At 72.9% G+C, this 15,296-nt stretch carries 12 protein-coding genes; 11 read left to right on the forward strand and 1 reads right to left on the reverse strand.

Annotated features, from left to right (window positions below):
- Positions 1 to 24 precede the first annotated feature (24 nt).
- From EV371_RS14615 to EV371_RS14635, 5 genes are all read left to right on the forward strand, one after another.
- Positions 25 to 777: a DsbA family protein gene (locus EV371_RS14615; RefSeq protein WP_130462518.1), complete on the forward strand. Its 753-nt coding sequence runs from the start codon at positions 25 to 27 to the stop codon at positions 775 to 777.
- A gap of 123 nt (positions 778 to 900) precedes the next feature.
- Positions 901 to 2,736, forward strand: a complete 1,836-nt coding sequence (locus EV371_RS14620) for an AMP-binding protein (protein WP_165436695.1) — start codon at positions 901 to 903, stop codon at positions 2,734 to 2,736.
- 5 nt (positions 2,737 to 2,741) lie between these two features.
- Positions 2,742 to 4,559 carry an acyl-CoA dehydrogenase family protein gene (locus EV371_RS14625; protein WP_130462520.1) on the forward strand — a complete coding sequence of 606 codons (1,818 nt, stop codon included), beginning with the start codon at positions 2,742 to 2,744 and terminating at the stop codon, positions 4,557 to 4,559.
- Positions 4,556 to 6,274: an acyl-CoA dehydrogenase family protein gene (locus EV371_RS14630; RefSeq protein ID WP_130462521.1), complete on the forward strand. Its 1,719-nt coding sequence runs from the start codon at positions 4,556 to 4,558 to the stop codon at positions 6,272 to 6,274. The genes EV371_RS14625 and EV371_RS14630 overlap by 4 nt, the downstream gene beginning before the upstream one ends.
- 32 nt (positions 6,275 to 6,306) lie before the next feature.
- Positions 6,307 to 6,576 carry a phosphopantetheine-binding protein gene (locus EV371_RS14635; protein WP_130462522.1) on the forward strand — a complete coding sequence of 90 codons (270 nt, stop codon included), beginning with the start codon at positions 6,307 to 6,309 and terminating at the stop codon, positions 6,574 to 6,576.
- Here the strand turns inward: EV371_RS14635 and EV371_RS14640 are convergent.
- Positions 6,573 to 7,766, reverse strand: coding sequence for an RNA-guided endonuclease TnpB family protein (locus EV371_RS14640; RefSeq protein ID WP_207230493.1), 1,194 nt, complete (start codon positions 7,764 to 7,766; stop codon positions 6,573 to 6,575). The genes EV371_RS14635 and EV371_RS14640 overlap by 4 nt on opposite strands.
- Before the next feature lie 134 nt (positions 7,767 to 7,900).
- On the opposite strand from EV371_RS14640, the gene EV371_RS14645 reads away from it, so the two are divergent.
- From EV371_RS14645 to EV371_RS14670, 6 genes are all read left to right on the forward strand, one after another.
- Positions 7,901 to 9,385, forward strand: a complete 1,485-nt coding sequence (locus EV371_RS14645; protein ID WP_130462524.1) for a condensation domain-containing protein — start codon at positions 7,901 to 7,903, stop codon at positions 9,383 to 9,385.
- A gap of 107 nt (positions 9,386 to 9,492) precedes the next feature.
- Positions 9,493 to 10,227 carry an ABC transporter ATP-binding protein gene (locus tag EV371_RS14650; RefSeq protein WP_349337222.1) on the forward strand — a complete coding sequence of 245 codons (735 nt, stop codon included), beginning with the start codon at positions 9,493 to 9,495 and terminating at the stop codon, positions 10,225 to 10,227.
- The gene (locus EV371_RS14655) at positions 10,221 to 12,713 is read left to right on the forward strand and encodes an FtsX-like permease family protein (RefSeq protein WP_130462526.1); all 2,493 of its coding nucleotides are present in this window, start codon (positions 10,221 to 10,223) and stop codon (positions 12,711 to 12,713) included. Before EV371_RS14650 ends, EV371_RS14655 begins: the two co-directional genes overlap by 7 nt.
- Before the next feature lie 216 nt (positions 12,714 to 12,929).
- Positions 12,930 to 13,943 carry a 2,3-diaminopropionate biosynthesis protein SbnA gene (gene sbnA / locus EV371_RS14660; RefSeq protein WP_130462527.1) on the forward strand — a complete coding sequence of 338 codons (1,014 nt, stop codon included), beginning with the start codon at positions 12,930 to 12,932 and terminating at the stop codon, positions 13,941 to 13,943.
- Positions 13,943 to 14,959, forward strand: a complete 1,017-nt coding sequence (gene sbnB, locus EV371_RS14665; RefSeq protein ID WP_130462528.1) for a 2,3-diaminopropionate biosynthesis protein SbnB — start codon at positions 13,943 to 13,945, stop codon at positions 14,957 to 14,959. Before sbnA ends, sbnB begins: the two co-directional genes overlap by 1 nt.
- Positions 14,960 to 15,073: 114 nt before the next feature.
- A complete protein-coding gene (locus EV371_RS14670) occupies positions 15,074 to 15,289 on the forward strand; it encodes an MbtH family protein (protein ID WP_101365415.1) in 216 nt (71 codons plus the stop codon).
- Positions 15,290 to 15,296 lie beyond the last annotated feature (7 nt).

Here is a 15,296-nt window from a genome sequence, read left to right on the forward strand (position 1 = left end):
CCGCCCCTGCCCCGAGGAGTTTCCATGGCGGTGCGCCGCACCCCACGGTTCTACTTCAGCCTGCGCAGCCCGTACTCCTGGCTCGCCTACCGGGACCTGCACCAGCGGCATCCGGAGCTTCCGTCCGAGCTGGAGTGGGTGCCGTTCTGGGAGCCGGACGAGCACAGTTCGCGGCTGCTCGCCGAGGCCGGCGGCGAATTCGTCTACACCCCGATGTCCCGGGCGAAGCACCTCTACGTGCTCGCCGACGTCCGGCGGCTCACCGCGCAGCGCGGGCTGACGTTGCGCTGGCCGGTCGACCGGGAGCCGGTCTGGGAGATCCCGCACCTGGGCTACCTGGTGGCGGCGCGGCACGGTGCCGGGGCGGCGTACCTGGAGCGGGCGTACCGGGCCAGGTGGGACGAGGGGCGCGACATCTGCGACCGGGCCACGGTCGCCGGGATCGCCGCCGAGCTGGGGCTCGATCCGGCCGGGGTGTCCGGGGCGGCGGACGATCCCGAGGTACGCCGCCAGGGCGTCGCCGCACTGCTCGACATCTACCGCGACGGCGTGTTCGGGGTGCCGTTCTTCGTGCACGGCCACGACCGGTACTGGGGGGTGGACCGGCTGGACGCCTTCGCCGCCTCGGTCACCGCGAAGCGTGTCGCCGCCACGAAACCGTCGAGCGGCGCGCCGGTGGGCCCGGCGCGGGTGCCGGGGAACGGGACGGCTCCGGAACCGGTGCTCGCGGGTGCGCCGGGCCGGACCGACGAGGGACACGCCGGCGGTTGCGGCTGACCGGCCGACGGCCCGGGGCGCAGCCCGCCGATATAGCCCGAATATGGACGTCGATCGTACGGTCTGCCACGGAAACGCCGATGGCGCGGTGGATGCCGTACCGGAGAAGCCGGGGAAGTGAACGTGTCCAAGGGAAGCATCGTCGAGGCGGTCCGGCGCAACGTCGCCCGATCGCCAGGGCGGCAGGCGGTGGTGTTCTGCCGTGGTGCGGGGGACCGGTTCGTCGAAACGTCCCTGACGTACGCCGAACTCGACCGGGCGGCCCGGTCGACGGCGGCCTGGCTGGGCCGGCGGTGCCGGCCGGGCGACCGGGCGCTGCTGCTCTATCCGACCGGGCTGGAGTTCGTGGCCGGCTTCCTGGGCTGCCTCTACGCCGGAGTGATCCCGGTGCCGGTGCCGCTGCCGGCGAACTACCGGCACCACGCCGACCGGACCAGCGCGATCGCCCGGAACGCGGACGTGGCGGTGGTGCTGACCGGTCCGGAGAACCTGCGGGCGGTCGACGACTGGATGCTCCAGGAGGGGCTGGACCACTTGGCGTTCGCGGCGACCGACCTCGACGCCCCGGGCGCGGTCGCCGACGCGACGGACCCGGGCCCCGGCGCAGACGCGGCGGACCCGGGCGGGCCGGCGGCGGTCGCCGGGTGGCTGCCCTATCCGGCCCGCCCCGACGACATCGCGTTCCTCCAGTACACCTCCGGGTCGACCAGCGACCCGAAGGGCGTGATGGTCACCCACGGCAACGTGCTGCACAACATCGGTTCGGTGCACCGCACGCTCGGCTGGACCGACCAGACCCGGTTCTGCTCCTGGTTGCCGCTCTACCACGACATGGGCCTGATCGCGATGCTGATCGCGCCGCTGCTGCTCGGCAGCACGGCGGTGCTGATCCGGCCCAACGACTTCCTCAAACGGCCGCACCTGTGGCTGGAGGCTATCGACCGGTACGGCGCCGAGGTGGCCTGCGCGCCGAACTTCGCGTACGACCTCTGCGCCCGGCTGCTCAGCGACGAGCAGGTCGCCGGGCTGGACCTGTCCCGCTGGCGGTACGCCTGCAACGGCGCCGAGCCGGTCGACCCGGCCACCCTGGAGCGGTTCGCCGCCCGGTTCGCCCCGGCCGGATTCCGCTACGAGTCGTTCCTGCCGACGTACGGGCTGGCCGAGGCGACGCTCTGTGTCACCGGAGCCCGCCCGACCGGCCGCCCCGTCACCGCACACGTCGACCCCGACGCGCTGGCCCGGGACGTCTTCGCCCCGCTGCCGGCCCCGGCCGGGCTGGCCCTGGTCGGCAGCGGCCGGGTCAACGGGCTGGACGTGCGGATCATCGACCCCGGCACCTCCACCGTGCTGCCGGACGGCCGGGTCGGCGAGGTGTGGATCCGGGGCGGCAGCGTGACCCGGGGCTACTGGGGGGACCCGGAGGCGACCCGGCGGGCCTTCGGCGCGGTGACCGCGGACGGCGACGGCGGCTTCCTGCGCACCGGTGACCTCGGCGTCTTCGACGACGGCGAACTGTACGTCACCGGCCGGATCAAGGAAATGATGATCGTGCACGGCCGCAATCTCTACCCGCACGACCTGGAACGCGAGGTCCGGGAGGTGGCCGAGGCATTCGCCGGGCTGCCCTGCGCGGTCTTCTCGGTGCCGGCGCCCCGGGAGGAGATCGTGGTCGTCCAGGAGCTGCGCACCCGGAGCCGGGACGCCGTCGAGATCGCCGGGCTGGCCGGTGCGGTCAAGTCGACGCTGAGCCGGATCCTCGGGCTCCGGGTGGCGAACGTCGTGTTCGTCCGGGTCGGCCAGGTCCGGCGCACCACCAGCGGGAAGATCCAGCGCACCATGATGCGGGAACTCTTCGTCTCCGGCGTGCTGGACGCGACGTACGAGGATCTCGATCCGGAGGTCCGGCAGCGCTACCGGGCCGCCCGCGCCGGGCTGCCGGTGCCGGCCGGGCGGGGGTGAGCGGGATGCGCTATCCCGCCTTCGCGCTCGCCGAACACCTCGACCACGGCCTCGGCGACCCGCACGACCCGGGCCGGGCGGCGTCGTTCGCCCGCTGTGTCGCGCTGGACGCCCGGGAGGAGTTCCCGGCCCAGATCTGTGCCGAGCTGGACCGGCTCGGGCTACCCCGCTGGTACGTGCCGGCCGAGTACGGCGGCGAACTGCGCAGCTACGAGGAACTGCTGCACGCGGTGCGGATCCTGGCCCGCCGGGACCTGACCGTCGCGATCGGACACGGCAAGACCTACCTCGGTGCGGTCTCCGCCTGGGTCGGCGCCACCCCGGAGCAGGCCCGCCGGGTCGGTGCCGAGGTGCTCGCCGGCAGCGTCATCTCGCTGGCGCTGACCGAGCGGGAGCACGGCAGCGACCTGCTCGCCGGTGAGGTGTCGGCGGTGCCGACCGGCGCCGGCTACCGGATCGACGGGGAGAAGTGGCTGATCAACAACGCCAGCCGGGGGGATCTGGTCTGCGTACTGGCCCGGACCGAGCCGGCCGGCGGCACCCGGGGTTTCAGCCTGCTGCTGGTCGACAAGCGACGGCTCGCCGCCGGCACGTTCCGCTGCCTGCCGAAGGAGCGCACCCACGGGGTACGCGGCGCGGACATCAGCGGGATCGCGTTCACCGGCGCCGAGGTGCCGGCCGAGGCGCTGCTCGGCAAAGCCGGAGCCGGCCCGGAGATCGTGCTGAAGAGTGTCCAGCTCACCCGGACGATGTGCGCGGCGATGTCGCTCGGCCTGGCCGACCAGGCGCTGCGGCTGGTCCTCGACTTCGCCACCGGGCACCGGCTCTACGACCGGGCACTCGTCGACCTGCCGCACGCCCACCGCACCCTCACCGAGGCGTACGTCGACCTGCTGATCGGCGAGGCCACCAGCGTGCTGACCGCGCGCGGCATCCACGCCACCCCCGGCGAGCTGAGCGTCACCTCGGCGGTCGCCAAGTACCTGGTGCCGACGATGATGGACCGGACCATCCCGCGACTCGGCCAGGTGCTCGGGGCCCGGGCCCTGCTCACCGCCGACCACGCCGACGGGCTGTTCCAGAAGATCGAGCGCGACCACCGGATCGTCGGGATCTTCGACGGCAACACCCTGGTCAACCTGAACACCCTGGTCAACCAGTTCCCGGGCCTGGTTCGCGGCTACCGGCGGGGCGTGGTCGATCCGGGGCTGGCCGACACGGTCGAACTGGCCCGGCCGCTGCCCGACTTCGACCGGAGCCGGCTCGCGCTGCTGTCCCGGAGCGGGTGCAGCGTGGTGCAGCAGCTGCCGGCCGCCGTCGCCGAGGTGCGGGAACTGGTCGACGCCGGCATCGCCCCGTCGGCCCTGGCCGCCCAGGCCGAGACGCTGGCCGGGCTGGTCGACGGGCTGCACGAGCGGATGGCCGCCTACCGGCCGCAACCCCGGCGGGTCCCGGCCAAGGCGTTCGGGATGGCCGGCGAGTACGCGCTCGCCTTCGCCGCCGCCGCCTGCCTGCAACTGTGGCTGCGCAACCGGCACTGGCTCGCCGACGGCCCGACCGCACCGCTCTGGGCGGACGCCCGCTGGCTGCGTGCCTGCCTGCACCGGCTGATCGGGCAGCTCCGGCCGGCCACCGCGACCGGTCCCGGACCGGACGACGGCGCCGACTACGACCGGCTGCTGCCGGACCTGCGTGCCCAGCACCGCGAGGGCCGGCTCTTCTCCCTGCTCCCGGCCCGGCTCGCCGAGGCGGGCAGGCCGGCATCCGAACCTGCGGCCCGGCCCGCCGGGACGGCCACCCAACCCTCCGAGGTGCTCCGATGAGTGTCGACGCCGCCCTGCCCGGTGCCGCCCCGGCCCGCACCGCCGAGCCGGACCTGGAGACGTACCTCGGCGATCCGCACGACCCGGCGAACCCGGTCGGCTATCCGGCGGTGCTCGCCGCCGACGAGCGCGGCGAACTGCTCGCCGAGGGCGAGCGGGCGCTCGACGGGTACGGGCTGAACGCCGAGTTCGTGCCCCGGGCCCTCGGCGGCCGGTTCGACCGGGCCGACCGGCTGGCCCAGGTGATGCGCGCGGTGTTCCGCCGGGACACCACCCTCGGGGTCGGCTACGGGGTCACCACCTTCATCGCCGCCACCCCGGTCTGGACCAGCGGCACCGCCCAGCAGCGGCGCTGGATGGCCGACCTGCTGCTGCGGCACGGCAAGGCGTCGGCCGGCTACAACGAGCTGGCGCACGGCACCGACTTCGGCCGGGCCCGGCTGCGCGCCCGGCCCGCCGGGGACCACTTCGTGGTGACCGGTCGCAAGGAGATGGTCGGCAACCTGGGCCGGGCGGACGCGGTGACCCTCTTCGCCCGCACCGACGACCGGCCGGGCAGTCGCAGCCACTCGCACCTGCTGCTGGACATGGCCGCGCTGCCGGCGGAGCACCTGCGGCGGCTGCGCCGCCACCGGACCGCGGGTGTCCGCGGGGTGCTGCTCGGCGGGCTGGAGTTCACCGACTGCCCGGTGCCGGCCGACGCGGCCGTCGGCGACCTCGGCGCCGCGATGGAGACGGTGCTGCGGGCGTTCCAGGTGACCCGGGGCGTACTGCCCGGGATGGCGGTCGGGATCGTCGACACCCAGCTGCGTACGGTGCTGCGGTTCGCCCTCGACCGCCGGCTGTACGGGCTGCCGGTGGCCGAACTGCCGCACGCCCGGACCACCCTGGTCGACGGCTTCCTGGACCTGCTGATCAGCGACTGCCTGGCCACCGTGGTCGCCCGGGCGCTGCACCTGCTGCCGGAGCAGACCAGCGTGTACAGCGCCGCGGTGAAGTACCTGGTGCCGAAGCTGTTGCAGGAGGCGGCACACCGGCTCTCGGTGGTGCTGGGCGCCCGGTCCTACCTGCGGGACGGCCCGTACGGAATCTTCCAGAAGAACCTGCGGGACCTGCTCGCCGCGACGCTCACCCACGCCAGCGCGGCGGTCTGCCAGGCGACGATCATCCCGCAGCTGCCCCGGCTGGCCCAGCAGGGCTGGCGCTCGTCCCCGCCACCGCCGCCGGCACTGTTCCGGCTCACCGGTCCGCTGCCGCCGCTGGACTTCGGCGCGCTCGGGCTCTCCGCCCGGGGGGTGGACAGTCTGACCGCCACGCTCCGGGGCTACCTCGCCGAACCCGGTGCCGACCCGGTCGTCGGCCGGCTCTGCCGGCTCTTCACCGCCGAACTCGACCGGCTCGCCGAGATCTGCGCCGACCTGCCACCCCGGGACCGTACGGTGATCGCCGGCCGGCGCAGCTTCGAGCTGACCGACCGGTACGCCACCGTGCTGGCCGCCGCCTCCTGCCTCGGGGTGTGGCGGCACAACCAGGACGACCCGTTCCTGCGGGACACCCCGTGGCTGCTCGCCGCGCTGTCCCGGCTCGCCGGACGGCTGGGCGTCGACCCGGGCGCGGCACCGGACGGGCTGGAGCGGCACCTCTTCGTCGAACTGCTGACACGTCACCAGGACAACCGCGGCTTCGATCTCGTCAACCGGCACCTGGCCGGCTGACCGCCCGCGTCCGTACGCCAAAGGAGTGCACCATGTCCGGAACCATCCAGGACACGTCCGTCGACGCCATCCGTAGCTGGCTGGTCGGCCGGATCGCGTTCTACCTGCAACGGCCGGCCGAGGAGATCGACGCCGACGCGCCGCTGGTCGAGATCGGCCTCGACTCGGTGTACGCGATGACCCTGAGCGGGGACGTGGAGGAGCGGTTCGACATCGAGGTGGAGCCGACGATGGCCTGGGACCACCCGACCGTGAACGCTCTCGCCGGCTACCTGCACGGCGTGCTGGGGTCCCGAGGTTAACGCTTCCCCACGGTTGGAAGCCGGGGGATTTCTGGCTCGGACCGCACGAGGCCACCGTCCCGGGAGGAGGTGATCGCATGTCTTACGTCGTCGGCACCAGCACGGTTACGCTCTGCCGTGGCGAGGATCGTCCTCGCGGCGTTCCGGTCGCGGCAGGCGGTGTGTCCGCAGGTGTCGCACCGGAAGACTCTGACACCCAGCCCGAGGCGGTGCTTGGCTCTCGTACCGCACTGCGAGCAGGTCATCGTGGTGTAGGCGGGCGGTACCAGCACCACCTTCCGGCCCGCCCGCATGCCACGGTCGACCAGTTCCCGCTTTGCCGCACCGATCGCCGCGTCAGCGGCCTTGCGGGCCATCCGAGACTTGGTGAGGAACGCTGGTGTGAAGTCCTCGACGGCGATGGTGGCGTGGTTGTCGACGATCTTCTTCGCCCAGATGCGGACGTCGTGGGTATTCTGCCGGGCTGCCTTCTTCGCCAGCTTCGCCGCCTGGCGTTTGGCCCGCAGGTAGCCGTTCGACGGTGGGATGCCCTTCACCCGCTGGCGGCGAGCCATCCGACGTTGCGCCTTGGCGAGTTCGGCGGCGCACCGTTTCCGGTGGCCGAGGTATGGCAGGTCGTAGGCCGCATCCGTCGTGGTCGCGGTCGTGGCGACACCCCAGTCGACACCGATCGCACCCTCGGCATCTGGGGCGGGTATGGTCGTCCGGCGGACGACGAAGGAGGCGTACCAGTACCCGAGCGTGTCCTGGTAGACGCGGACGCTGGTCGGATCGGACGGCAGTTCGCGGGACCAGACGACGGGCATGGTGACGCCGCCGGGCAGCCGCAACCGGCGGTCGCGGATCGAGAACCCACGCGTGGTGTATTCCAGGCTGGGCAGCGTGTCCTTCAGTCGTTTGACCCTCGGCCGACCGCATCCCTTCACCTTGAAGGAGTGCTGGAGGGCGAGGGCGTAGCTGCGCAGCGTCTGCTGTTGGGCGACCTGGGACCCGTCGCGGAGCCACGACGAGCGGGCCCGTGCCTCGGTCAGCAGCTTCGACAGCCTACAGAGGGTGGGTTTGCGGCCGGTTCTGTACTGGTGGACGGCCTCGTTCCACAACCAGCGGCACCGCCCCCACTCGGCCAACAGCGCGGCCTGCGCGGCCGCGCCGGGGCGCAACCGGTAGGTGTACCGCACCGTCTCTTCCACACCCGCAACCATGCCAGCCGCATCCGACAGTTCCGCCCACGCAGAGGAGTGGACGCCATGCCGACAACCAACACTACGTCTGACCGTCCTTTCTTTCCCATGGCTAAAGCCAGCGGTTTCTCAGGCGGCTGCTGATGACAGTGCAGTCGGCCGGGTCAGGGCAGCCGCCGGCCGGGCCGGACGGTTCGCCGCCCGGTCCCGGCCAGCCGCTCTCGGTCGGGCAGCAGGCGCTCTGGTTCCTCTACCAGCTCGCGCCGGAGAGTCCGGCGTACAACATCACGCTCGCGGTCCGGGTCCGGTCCGCGCTGGACGAGACGGCGCTGGCCCGGGCGGTCGACGCGCTGGTGGCCCGGCATCCGGTGCTCGGGGCGGCCTTCGCCGAGGTCGACGGGGTGCCCCGGCAGTTCGTCCCGCCGGCCGGCGTCGATCGGGCGGGCGGCTCCCGGCTGGAGGTCCGGGAGGTGCCGGGCCGTTCCGACGAGGCACTGCTCGGGCTGGCCCGGTCGGTCGGCGAGGTGCCGTTCCGGCTCGGTGCCGGTGACGTGTTCCGGGTGGTGCTGCTGCGCCGCTCCGCCGAGGACGCCGCCCTGGTGCTGGTCACCCACCACATCGTCAGCGACGCCACCTCGCAGTGGCTGCTGCTGCGCGACCTGCTCGCCGGCTACCGGGGGATCGCGGCCGGTGGCGCGCCGGACTGGGCACCGCTGACCGCAGGCTACCTGGACCATGTCGAGGCGGAGCGGGTACTGCTCGACTCGCCCCGGCGGGACCGGCTGGAACGGTACTGGCGGAACCGCTGCACCGGGGTGGCGGCCGGGGCGATCCCGGTCGACCGGCCCCGACCGGATCGGCAGACCTTCGACGGGGCGACCTACCACCTGCGGCTCCCGGACGAACTCGCGGCCCGGGTCAGGGCGGCGGCCACGGCGGCCGGAGTGACCCCGTTCGCCTTCCTACTCGGGGTCTTCCAGGCCACCCTGTACCGGTACGGCGGCCAGGACGACTTCGCGCTCGGCTGCCCGGTCGCGACCCGGTACGGCGCGGGGCTGCGGGACGTGGTCGGGTATCTGGTCAACACGCTGGTGCTGCGCGCGTCGTTCGCGCCCGGGGCGACCTTCGGCGACGCGGTGGCGGCGGCACATCGGGAACTGCTCTCCGGGCTGGCCCACGTCGGCTACCCGTTCCCGCTGCTGGACCGGATGCTCGGGGCGGGCCGGGGCGGCAGCCGGTCGCCGCTGTTCCGGATCGCCTTCACGATGGTGGCGGCGGACCGGCTCGACCCGCCGCTGCCGATGGTGCCGGAGGGCGCCGCCGTCGGCCCGGAGATCGAGTACTCCGGGCTGCGGCTGGCGGCGTTCGACGTACCGCAACTGGAGGGGCAGTTCGACCTCAACGTGGAGCTGCGCCAGGCGGAGAATTCACTCACCGGTGCCTTCCGGTACAACACGGATCTGTTCGACGGTGCGACCATAGAGCGGCTCACCGGGCACTACCGCCGGCTGCTGGAGGCGGCCACCGCCGACCCGACGCGCCGGATCGACCGGGTCTCCCTTGTCGACAGCGCAGAACTGGAACAGCTGCTCGCGTTGGGTACCGGCGGGGTCTCGCCCGGACGGTGAGGCCCGGGAACCGCCCGAAACCCGGGATACCTCAGGGTCGCCGGTCCGGGAGTTCTCAGGGTGGTATCTCATGTGTCGATCTAACAATCAGTGATTGGATGCTCGCTATGGAGCAGGCTGTGCGGCTGGAGTCGCTGAGTAAGACGTACGGTTCGGGTCAGAACGCGGTGACCGCCCTGCGAGACGTGTCGCTCGACCTCCGGGCCGGAAGCTTTACCGCGATCATGGGGCCGTCCGGCTCGGGCAAGTCGACCCTGCTGCAGTGCGCGGCGGGTCTGGACCGGCCGACCGGCGGTCGGGTGCTGATCGGCGACACCGACCTGACCGGGCTGAGCGAGACCGCGCTGACCCTGCTCCGGCGCGACCGGATCGGCTTCGTCTTCCAGGCGTTCAACCTGCTGCCGTCGCTGACCGCCGAGCAGAACGTGGCACTGCCGGTGCGGCTGGCCGGCCGCAGGCCGAGCCGGTCCGAGGTGGCGGAGGTTCTCGCCGAGGTGGGGCTCGGCAACCGGGGCGGGCACCGGCCGGCCCAGCTCTCCGGCGGCCAGCAGCAGCGGGTCGCGATCGCCCGCGCCCTGGTGACCAAGCCGGCGGTGCTCTTCGCCGACGAGCCGACCGGTGCGCTGGACACCAGCACCAGCCGGGAGGTGCTGGCGCTGCTGCGCGGCCTGGTCGACCGGCACGGGCAGACCATCGTGATGGTGACGCACGACCCGGTGACCGCCGCCCGGGCGGACCGGGTGGTCTTCCTCGCCGACGGGGTGCTCGCCGGTGAGCTGGTCAACCCGACGGCGGAGGCGATCGCCGCCCGGATGACCCGGATGGAGGTCGGCGCGTGCTGAGCATCGCGTTGCAGACGCTGCGGGTGCGCTGGGCCGCGTTCGTCGGAACCTTCGTCGCGCTCACCCTGGGCGCCGGCATGATCGCCGCGATGGGGCTGGAGATCGGCGCCACCCTGGGGCTGCCCGAACGGGCGCCGCAGCGGTTCGCCGCCGCCCCGGTGGTGGTCGCCGCGCTCGACCCGCAGTGGGATCCGGCCCGGCACGACCCGGGCAGCCGCTCCTTGATCCAGGCCCGAGGCATCTCCGACGCGCTCGCCGCCGAGGTCGGCGCGCTGGGCCGCACGGTACCGGTCCGCTCCTTCTACGCCCAACTCGCCGGCGGCCCCGACGACCAGGTCGGGCACGGCTGGGCCAGCGCCGAGTTCGCCCCGTACGCCCTGGCCGCCGGCCGGCCGCCGCAGTCGGACAGCGAGGTCGTGGTGCCGAGCGGCGGTGCCGGCCCGGGCGAGCGGGTCAGCGTCTTCACCACCGGCGGGCCGCGCGACTACACCGTCGCCGGGGTGACGGCGCCGGCCGATTTCGAGTCCGCGGTCTTCTTCACCGAGGCGGAGGCGGCCCGGCTCTCGCCCCGGGTCGAGGCGCTGGTCTCCTACGGGGCGCCGGAGGCGGTCCGGCAGGCGGTCGGCGGGGACGCCGAGGTGCTCACCGGGGATCGGCGCAGCGTGCTGGACCCGAGCTACAACGCCGACCGGGAGGCGATCGACAACACCCAGACGCTGCTGCCGATCACCGCCGTGGTCGCCGGCTTCGTCTCGATCTTCCTGGTCGCCTCGACCTTCGCCTTCGCGGTCGCCCAGCGGCGTCGGGAGATCGCCCTGCTCCGCACGGTCGGTGCCACCCCCCGGCAGGTACGCCGGATGGTGCTGGCCGAGGCGTTCGTGGTCGGCTTCGCCTCCGCGGTCGCCGGCTGCGCCCTCGGGCTGGGCGCCGCGCCGCTGCTGGCCGGCTGGATGGTCGACCTGGGGCTCGCCCCGCCGTGGTTCACCGTGGAGTTCTCCACCGGGCCGGCGGTCTGGGTGCCGCTGCTGATCGCCTTCTGCACCGGCCTGGGCGTGGCGCTGGCCGGGGTCTGGGCGGCGTCCCGCCGGGCCGGCGACGTACGCCCGATCGAGGCGCTGCGGGACGCCGCCGTCGACTCCCGGACCATGACCTCCGGCCGGTGGCTGTACGGGCTGCTCGCGCTCGCCTTCGGGCTGGTCACCATCGGCTGGGTGGCGGCGGTGAACCCGGGGATGGTGATGGCGCCGACCCGGTACATCGGGGTGCTGATGTTCCCGATCCTCGCCTTCGCGCTGCTCGCCCCGGTGGTGGTGAAGCCGATCGCCCGGCTGATCACCTGGCCGCTCGGCCGGCTCGGCGGCGCCGCCGGGATGCTGGTCCGGGAAAGCGCGCTGACCTCGGTGCGGCGCACCGCGGCCACCGCGGCGCCGGTGCTGCTCACCGTCGGGCTCTCCATCTCGCTGCTCGGCGCGGCCGCGACCATCGACCGGGCCAAGGACAGCGGCCGGCGCAACCAGGTCACCGCCGACTTCGTGGTGACCCCGGACGGCACGCCCGGGGTCAACGAGGCGGTCACCGAGCGGGTCCGGGCGATCCCCGGCGTCGACGTCGTCGCCGCCCTGCCGACCATGGTCTATGCCCGGGACGACGCCCGGCTCGCCGACTACGAGGCGCTGGCCGTCGACCCGGCGGCACTGGCCAGCACCCTGACCCTGCCGGTGGACGAGGGCAACCCGGCCGACCTGCGCGACGACACCATCATCGTCAACGACGACTGGGGGGTCGGGGTCGGCGAGACCGTCGAGGTCTTCATGGCCGACGGCAGCACGGTGCCGCTGCGGGTGGTGGCGGTCCTCGACACCACCTCCGGCAGCAACGACGTCGCCTACCTGAGCACGAGGTACGCCGGCACCGCCCGGTACGCCTTCACCGGGCTGGCCCGCCGGGTCTACGTCTCCCTGCGCGAGGGCACCGACCAGGCGACCGTCCGGGCCGCCCTGGCGAGCGCCACCGCCGGACTGGGCGCCCGGGCGATCCCGGCGCAGGAGTGGCTCGGCGAGGAGAGCCGCGAGAACAGTCAGGCCAGCACGCTGGGCATGCTGCTGGTGCTCGGCATCGCGATCGTCTTCTGCTTCATCGCCATCGTCAACACGCTGGTGATGGCGACCTCGGATCGGCTCCGGGACCTGGCGATCCTGCGGCTGGCCGGGGCCACCCCACGGCAGGTGCTCCGGGTCTTCGCCGCCGAGTCGCTGCTGGTGGCCGGCGTCGGGGTGCTGCTCGCGGTCGGGGCCTCGGCGGTGAACCTGGCCGGGCTGCGGCTCGCCCTGGGGCAGCTGGTCGGGGCCACCCCGGTCAGCGTGCCGTGGGGCACGGTGGCACTGATCACTGTGGTCAGTGCCGTGCTGGCCGTACTCGGCGCGGTGGTGCCGGTCCGGCTGGCGAACCGGACCGGCGCGGTCGAGCTGGCCGGCGTACGCGAATAGCCGTTCACATCGGACTGCGTCCGGGCTCCGCCACCCGATTTCCGGGTGGTCGGAGCCCGGTTCGTTGTGAAGATAGTTTCGATATGGGGCTGGTATAGCCGCGGGTCGCAGGATGTCAAGGAGCCGAGAAAGCAGGCCGGCGCCAACCGTGGGAACGGCACCTGGCGGTGACGTTTCCCGGGAACGTACCTGACCCGCGAAGGGAAAGCCGTGCCAATGGAAGGTTCACCGCATGCGCTGAAGGGGATCCTCGCGGCCGTCGGGAACACGCCTCTGGTGGAACTCGAACGCCTGGTACCCGATGCACGAATCAGGGTGTTCGCGAAGCTGGAGCGGTTCAATCCCGGCGGCAGCGTCAAGGATCGGACCGCACTGAGCATGCTGTTGGAGAAAATCCGCAGCGGCGAGCTCCAGCCGGGCCGGTCGGTGGTGGTCGAATCCAGCTCGGGAAATCTGGCGGTCGGGCTCGCCCAGATCTGCCGGTATTTCGGACTCCGGTTCGTCTGCGTGGTGGACGCCAAGACGACCGAACAGAACATCGCGATACTGCGGGCGTACCACGCCTCGGTCGAGGTGGTGAGCCGGCCCGACCCGGACAGCGGCGAGTACCTGCCGGTGCGGGTACGCCGGGTCCGCGAACTCGTGTCGAACACCCCGCACGCGTTCTGGCCCAACCAGTACGCGAACCCGCTCAACCCGATCGCGCACCGGCAGACCATGGGCGAGATAGTCGAGGCGCTCGACGGTGCCGTCGACTACCTGTTCTGCGCGGTCAGTTCCTGCGGCACCCTGCGCGGCTGTGCGGACTACGTCCGGCAGCACGGGCTGACCACGAAGATCGTCGCGGTCGACGCCGTCGGCAGCATGATCTTCGACGGGCAGCAGCCGATCGAGCGGCTGCTGCCCGGGCACGGCGCGTCGCTGCGGCCGGGACTCTTCGACCCGGACGCCGCCGACGAGGTCATCCACGTGACCGATCTCGAGTGCGTCGCCGCCTGCCGCCGGCTCACCGCCCGGGAGGCGATCCTGGCCGGCGGTTCCTCCGGGGCTACCGTCGCCGCCCTGGATCGGCGCGGCCCGAGCATTCCCGAGGATGCGACCTGCGTACTCATCTTCCCCGACGGTGGCGACCGCTACCTCGACACGATCTATTCCGACGACTGGGTCCGGAACCGCTTCGGTGAGGTTTCGCACCTCTGGAAGGAAGCCGCCGGTGGTGATCAGGCCTGATGCTGATCCTTCGACATGACGACGTGCAACAGATCCTGGCCAAGCGCGAACTCGCGCTGATCGAGCTGGCCGGCGAGGCGTACCGGTTGCACGACGAGGGCGCCACCGCGGTGCCGCACTCGATATTCCTCCGCTTCCCGGAGCAGGCCCGCAACCGGATCATCGGGCTGCCCGCGTACGTCGGCGGGAAGTCGCCGGCCGCCGGGATGAAGTGGATCGCCTCCTGGCCGGGGAACATCACCCGCGGGCTGGCCCGGGCCAGCGCCTCGATCGTGATCAACGACCTGGAGACCGGGCAGCCGACAGCGCTGCTGGAAGGCTCGGTGATCTCGGCGAAGCGGACCGCTGCCAGCGCCGCACTCGCCGCCCGCCTGCTGGTCCGCGAGCCCGGCCCCGGCGGGGTGACGCTGATCGGCTGTGGCGTGATCAACCTGGAGGTGCTGCGCTTCCTGCTCGCCGCCCTGCCCACGCTGAGCGAGGTGACCCTCTTCGACAGCGACTGCGGGCGGGCCGCCGCGTTCGCCCGGCAGTGCGCGGACCTCTCGCCGACCCTGCACGTGACGCTCGCCGCCGACGCCGGCCGGGCCGTCGCCGCGCACGACCTGGTCTCGATCGCCACCACGGCGGCCGAACCGCACCTCGACCTCGGCCCGGCCCGACCCGGAACCCTCGTGCTGCACGTCTCGCTGCGCGACCTGACCCCGGCGACGATCCTGGCCAGCCAGAACGTGGTCGACGACGCCGACCACGTGTGCCGGGAACGGACCTCGCTGCACCTGACCGAGTTGCAGGTGGGGCACCGGGACTTCATCGACGCGCCGATCGGCCAGATCCTGCGCGGCACCGGCGGCTTCCGCCGCGATCCCGACCGGACGGTCGTCTACTCGCCGTTCGGCCTCGGCGCCCTGGACATCACGCTCGCGGAGTTCGTCCGGGCCGCCGCCGTCGAGCGGGGCCTCGGCATCCGCGTCGACAACTTCCTGCCCGCTTCGAGCGGTACCGCGGGTCCCGGATGATCCGGTGCCAGCCCGCACCCACCCGGCCGGCCCGCCACCGGCGCGCTCCGGGCGGCACCGCGAATCCCAGGCGCTCCGGCCGCCGGCCGGAGCCTCGACCAACAAGGAGTTCCGATGGCTGACGAGCAGACCGACGACCGGGTGTACCGGGTGGTCCGCAACGACGAGGAGCAGTACTCGATCTGGCCCGCCGACCGGGATCTGCCGGCGGGCTGGCACGCCGAGGGCACCGAGGGCCCGCGTGCCGACTGCCTCGCCCGGATCGGCGAGGTCTGGACCGACATGCGACCGCTGAGCCTGCGCCAGCGGATGGCGGCGGCACAGAGCTGACCGCCCC

The sequence above is a fragment of the Plantactinospora sp. CNZ321 genome (assembly GCF_004217235.1).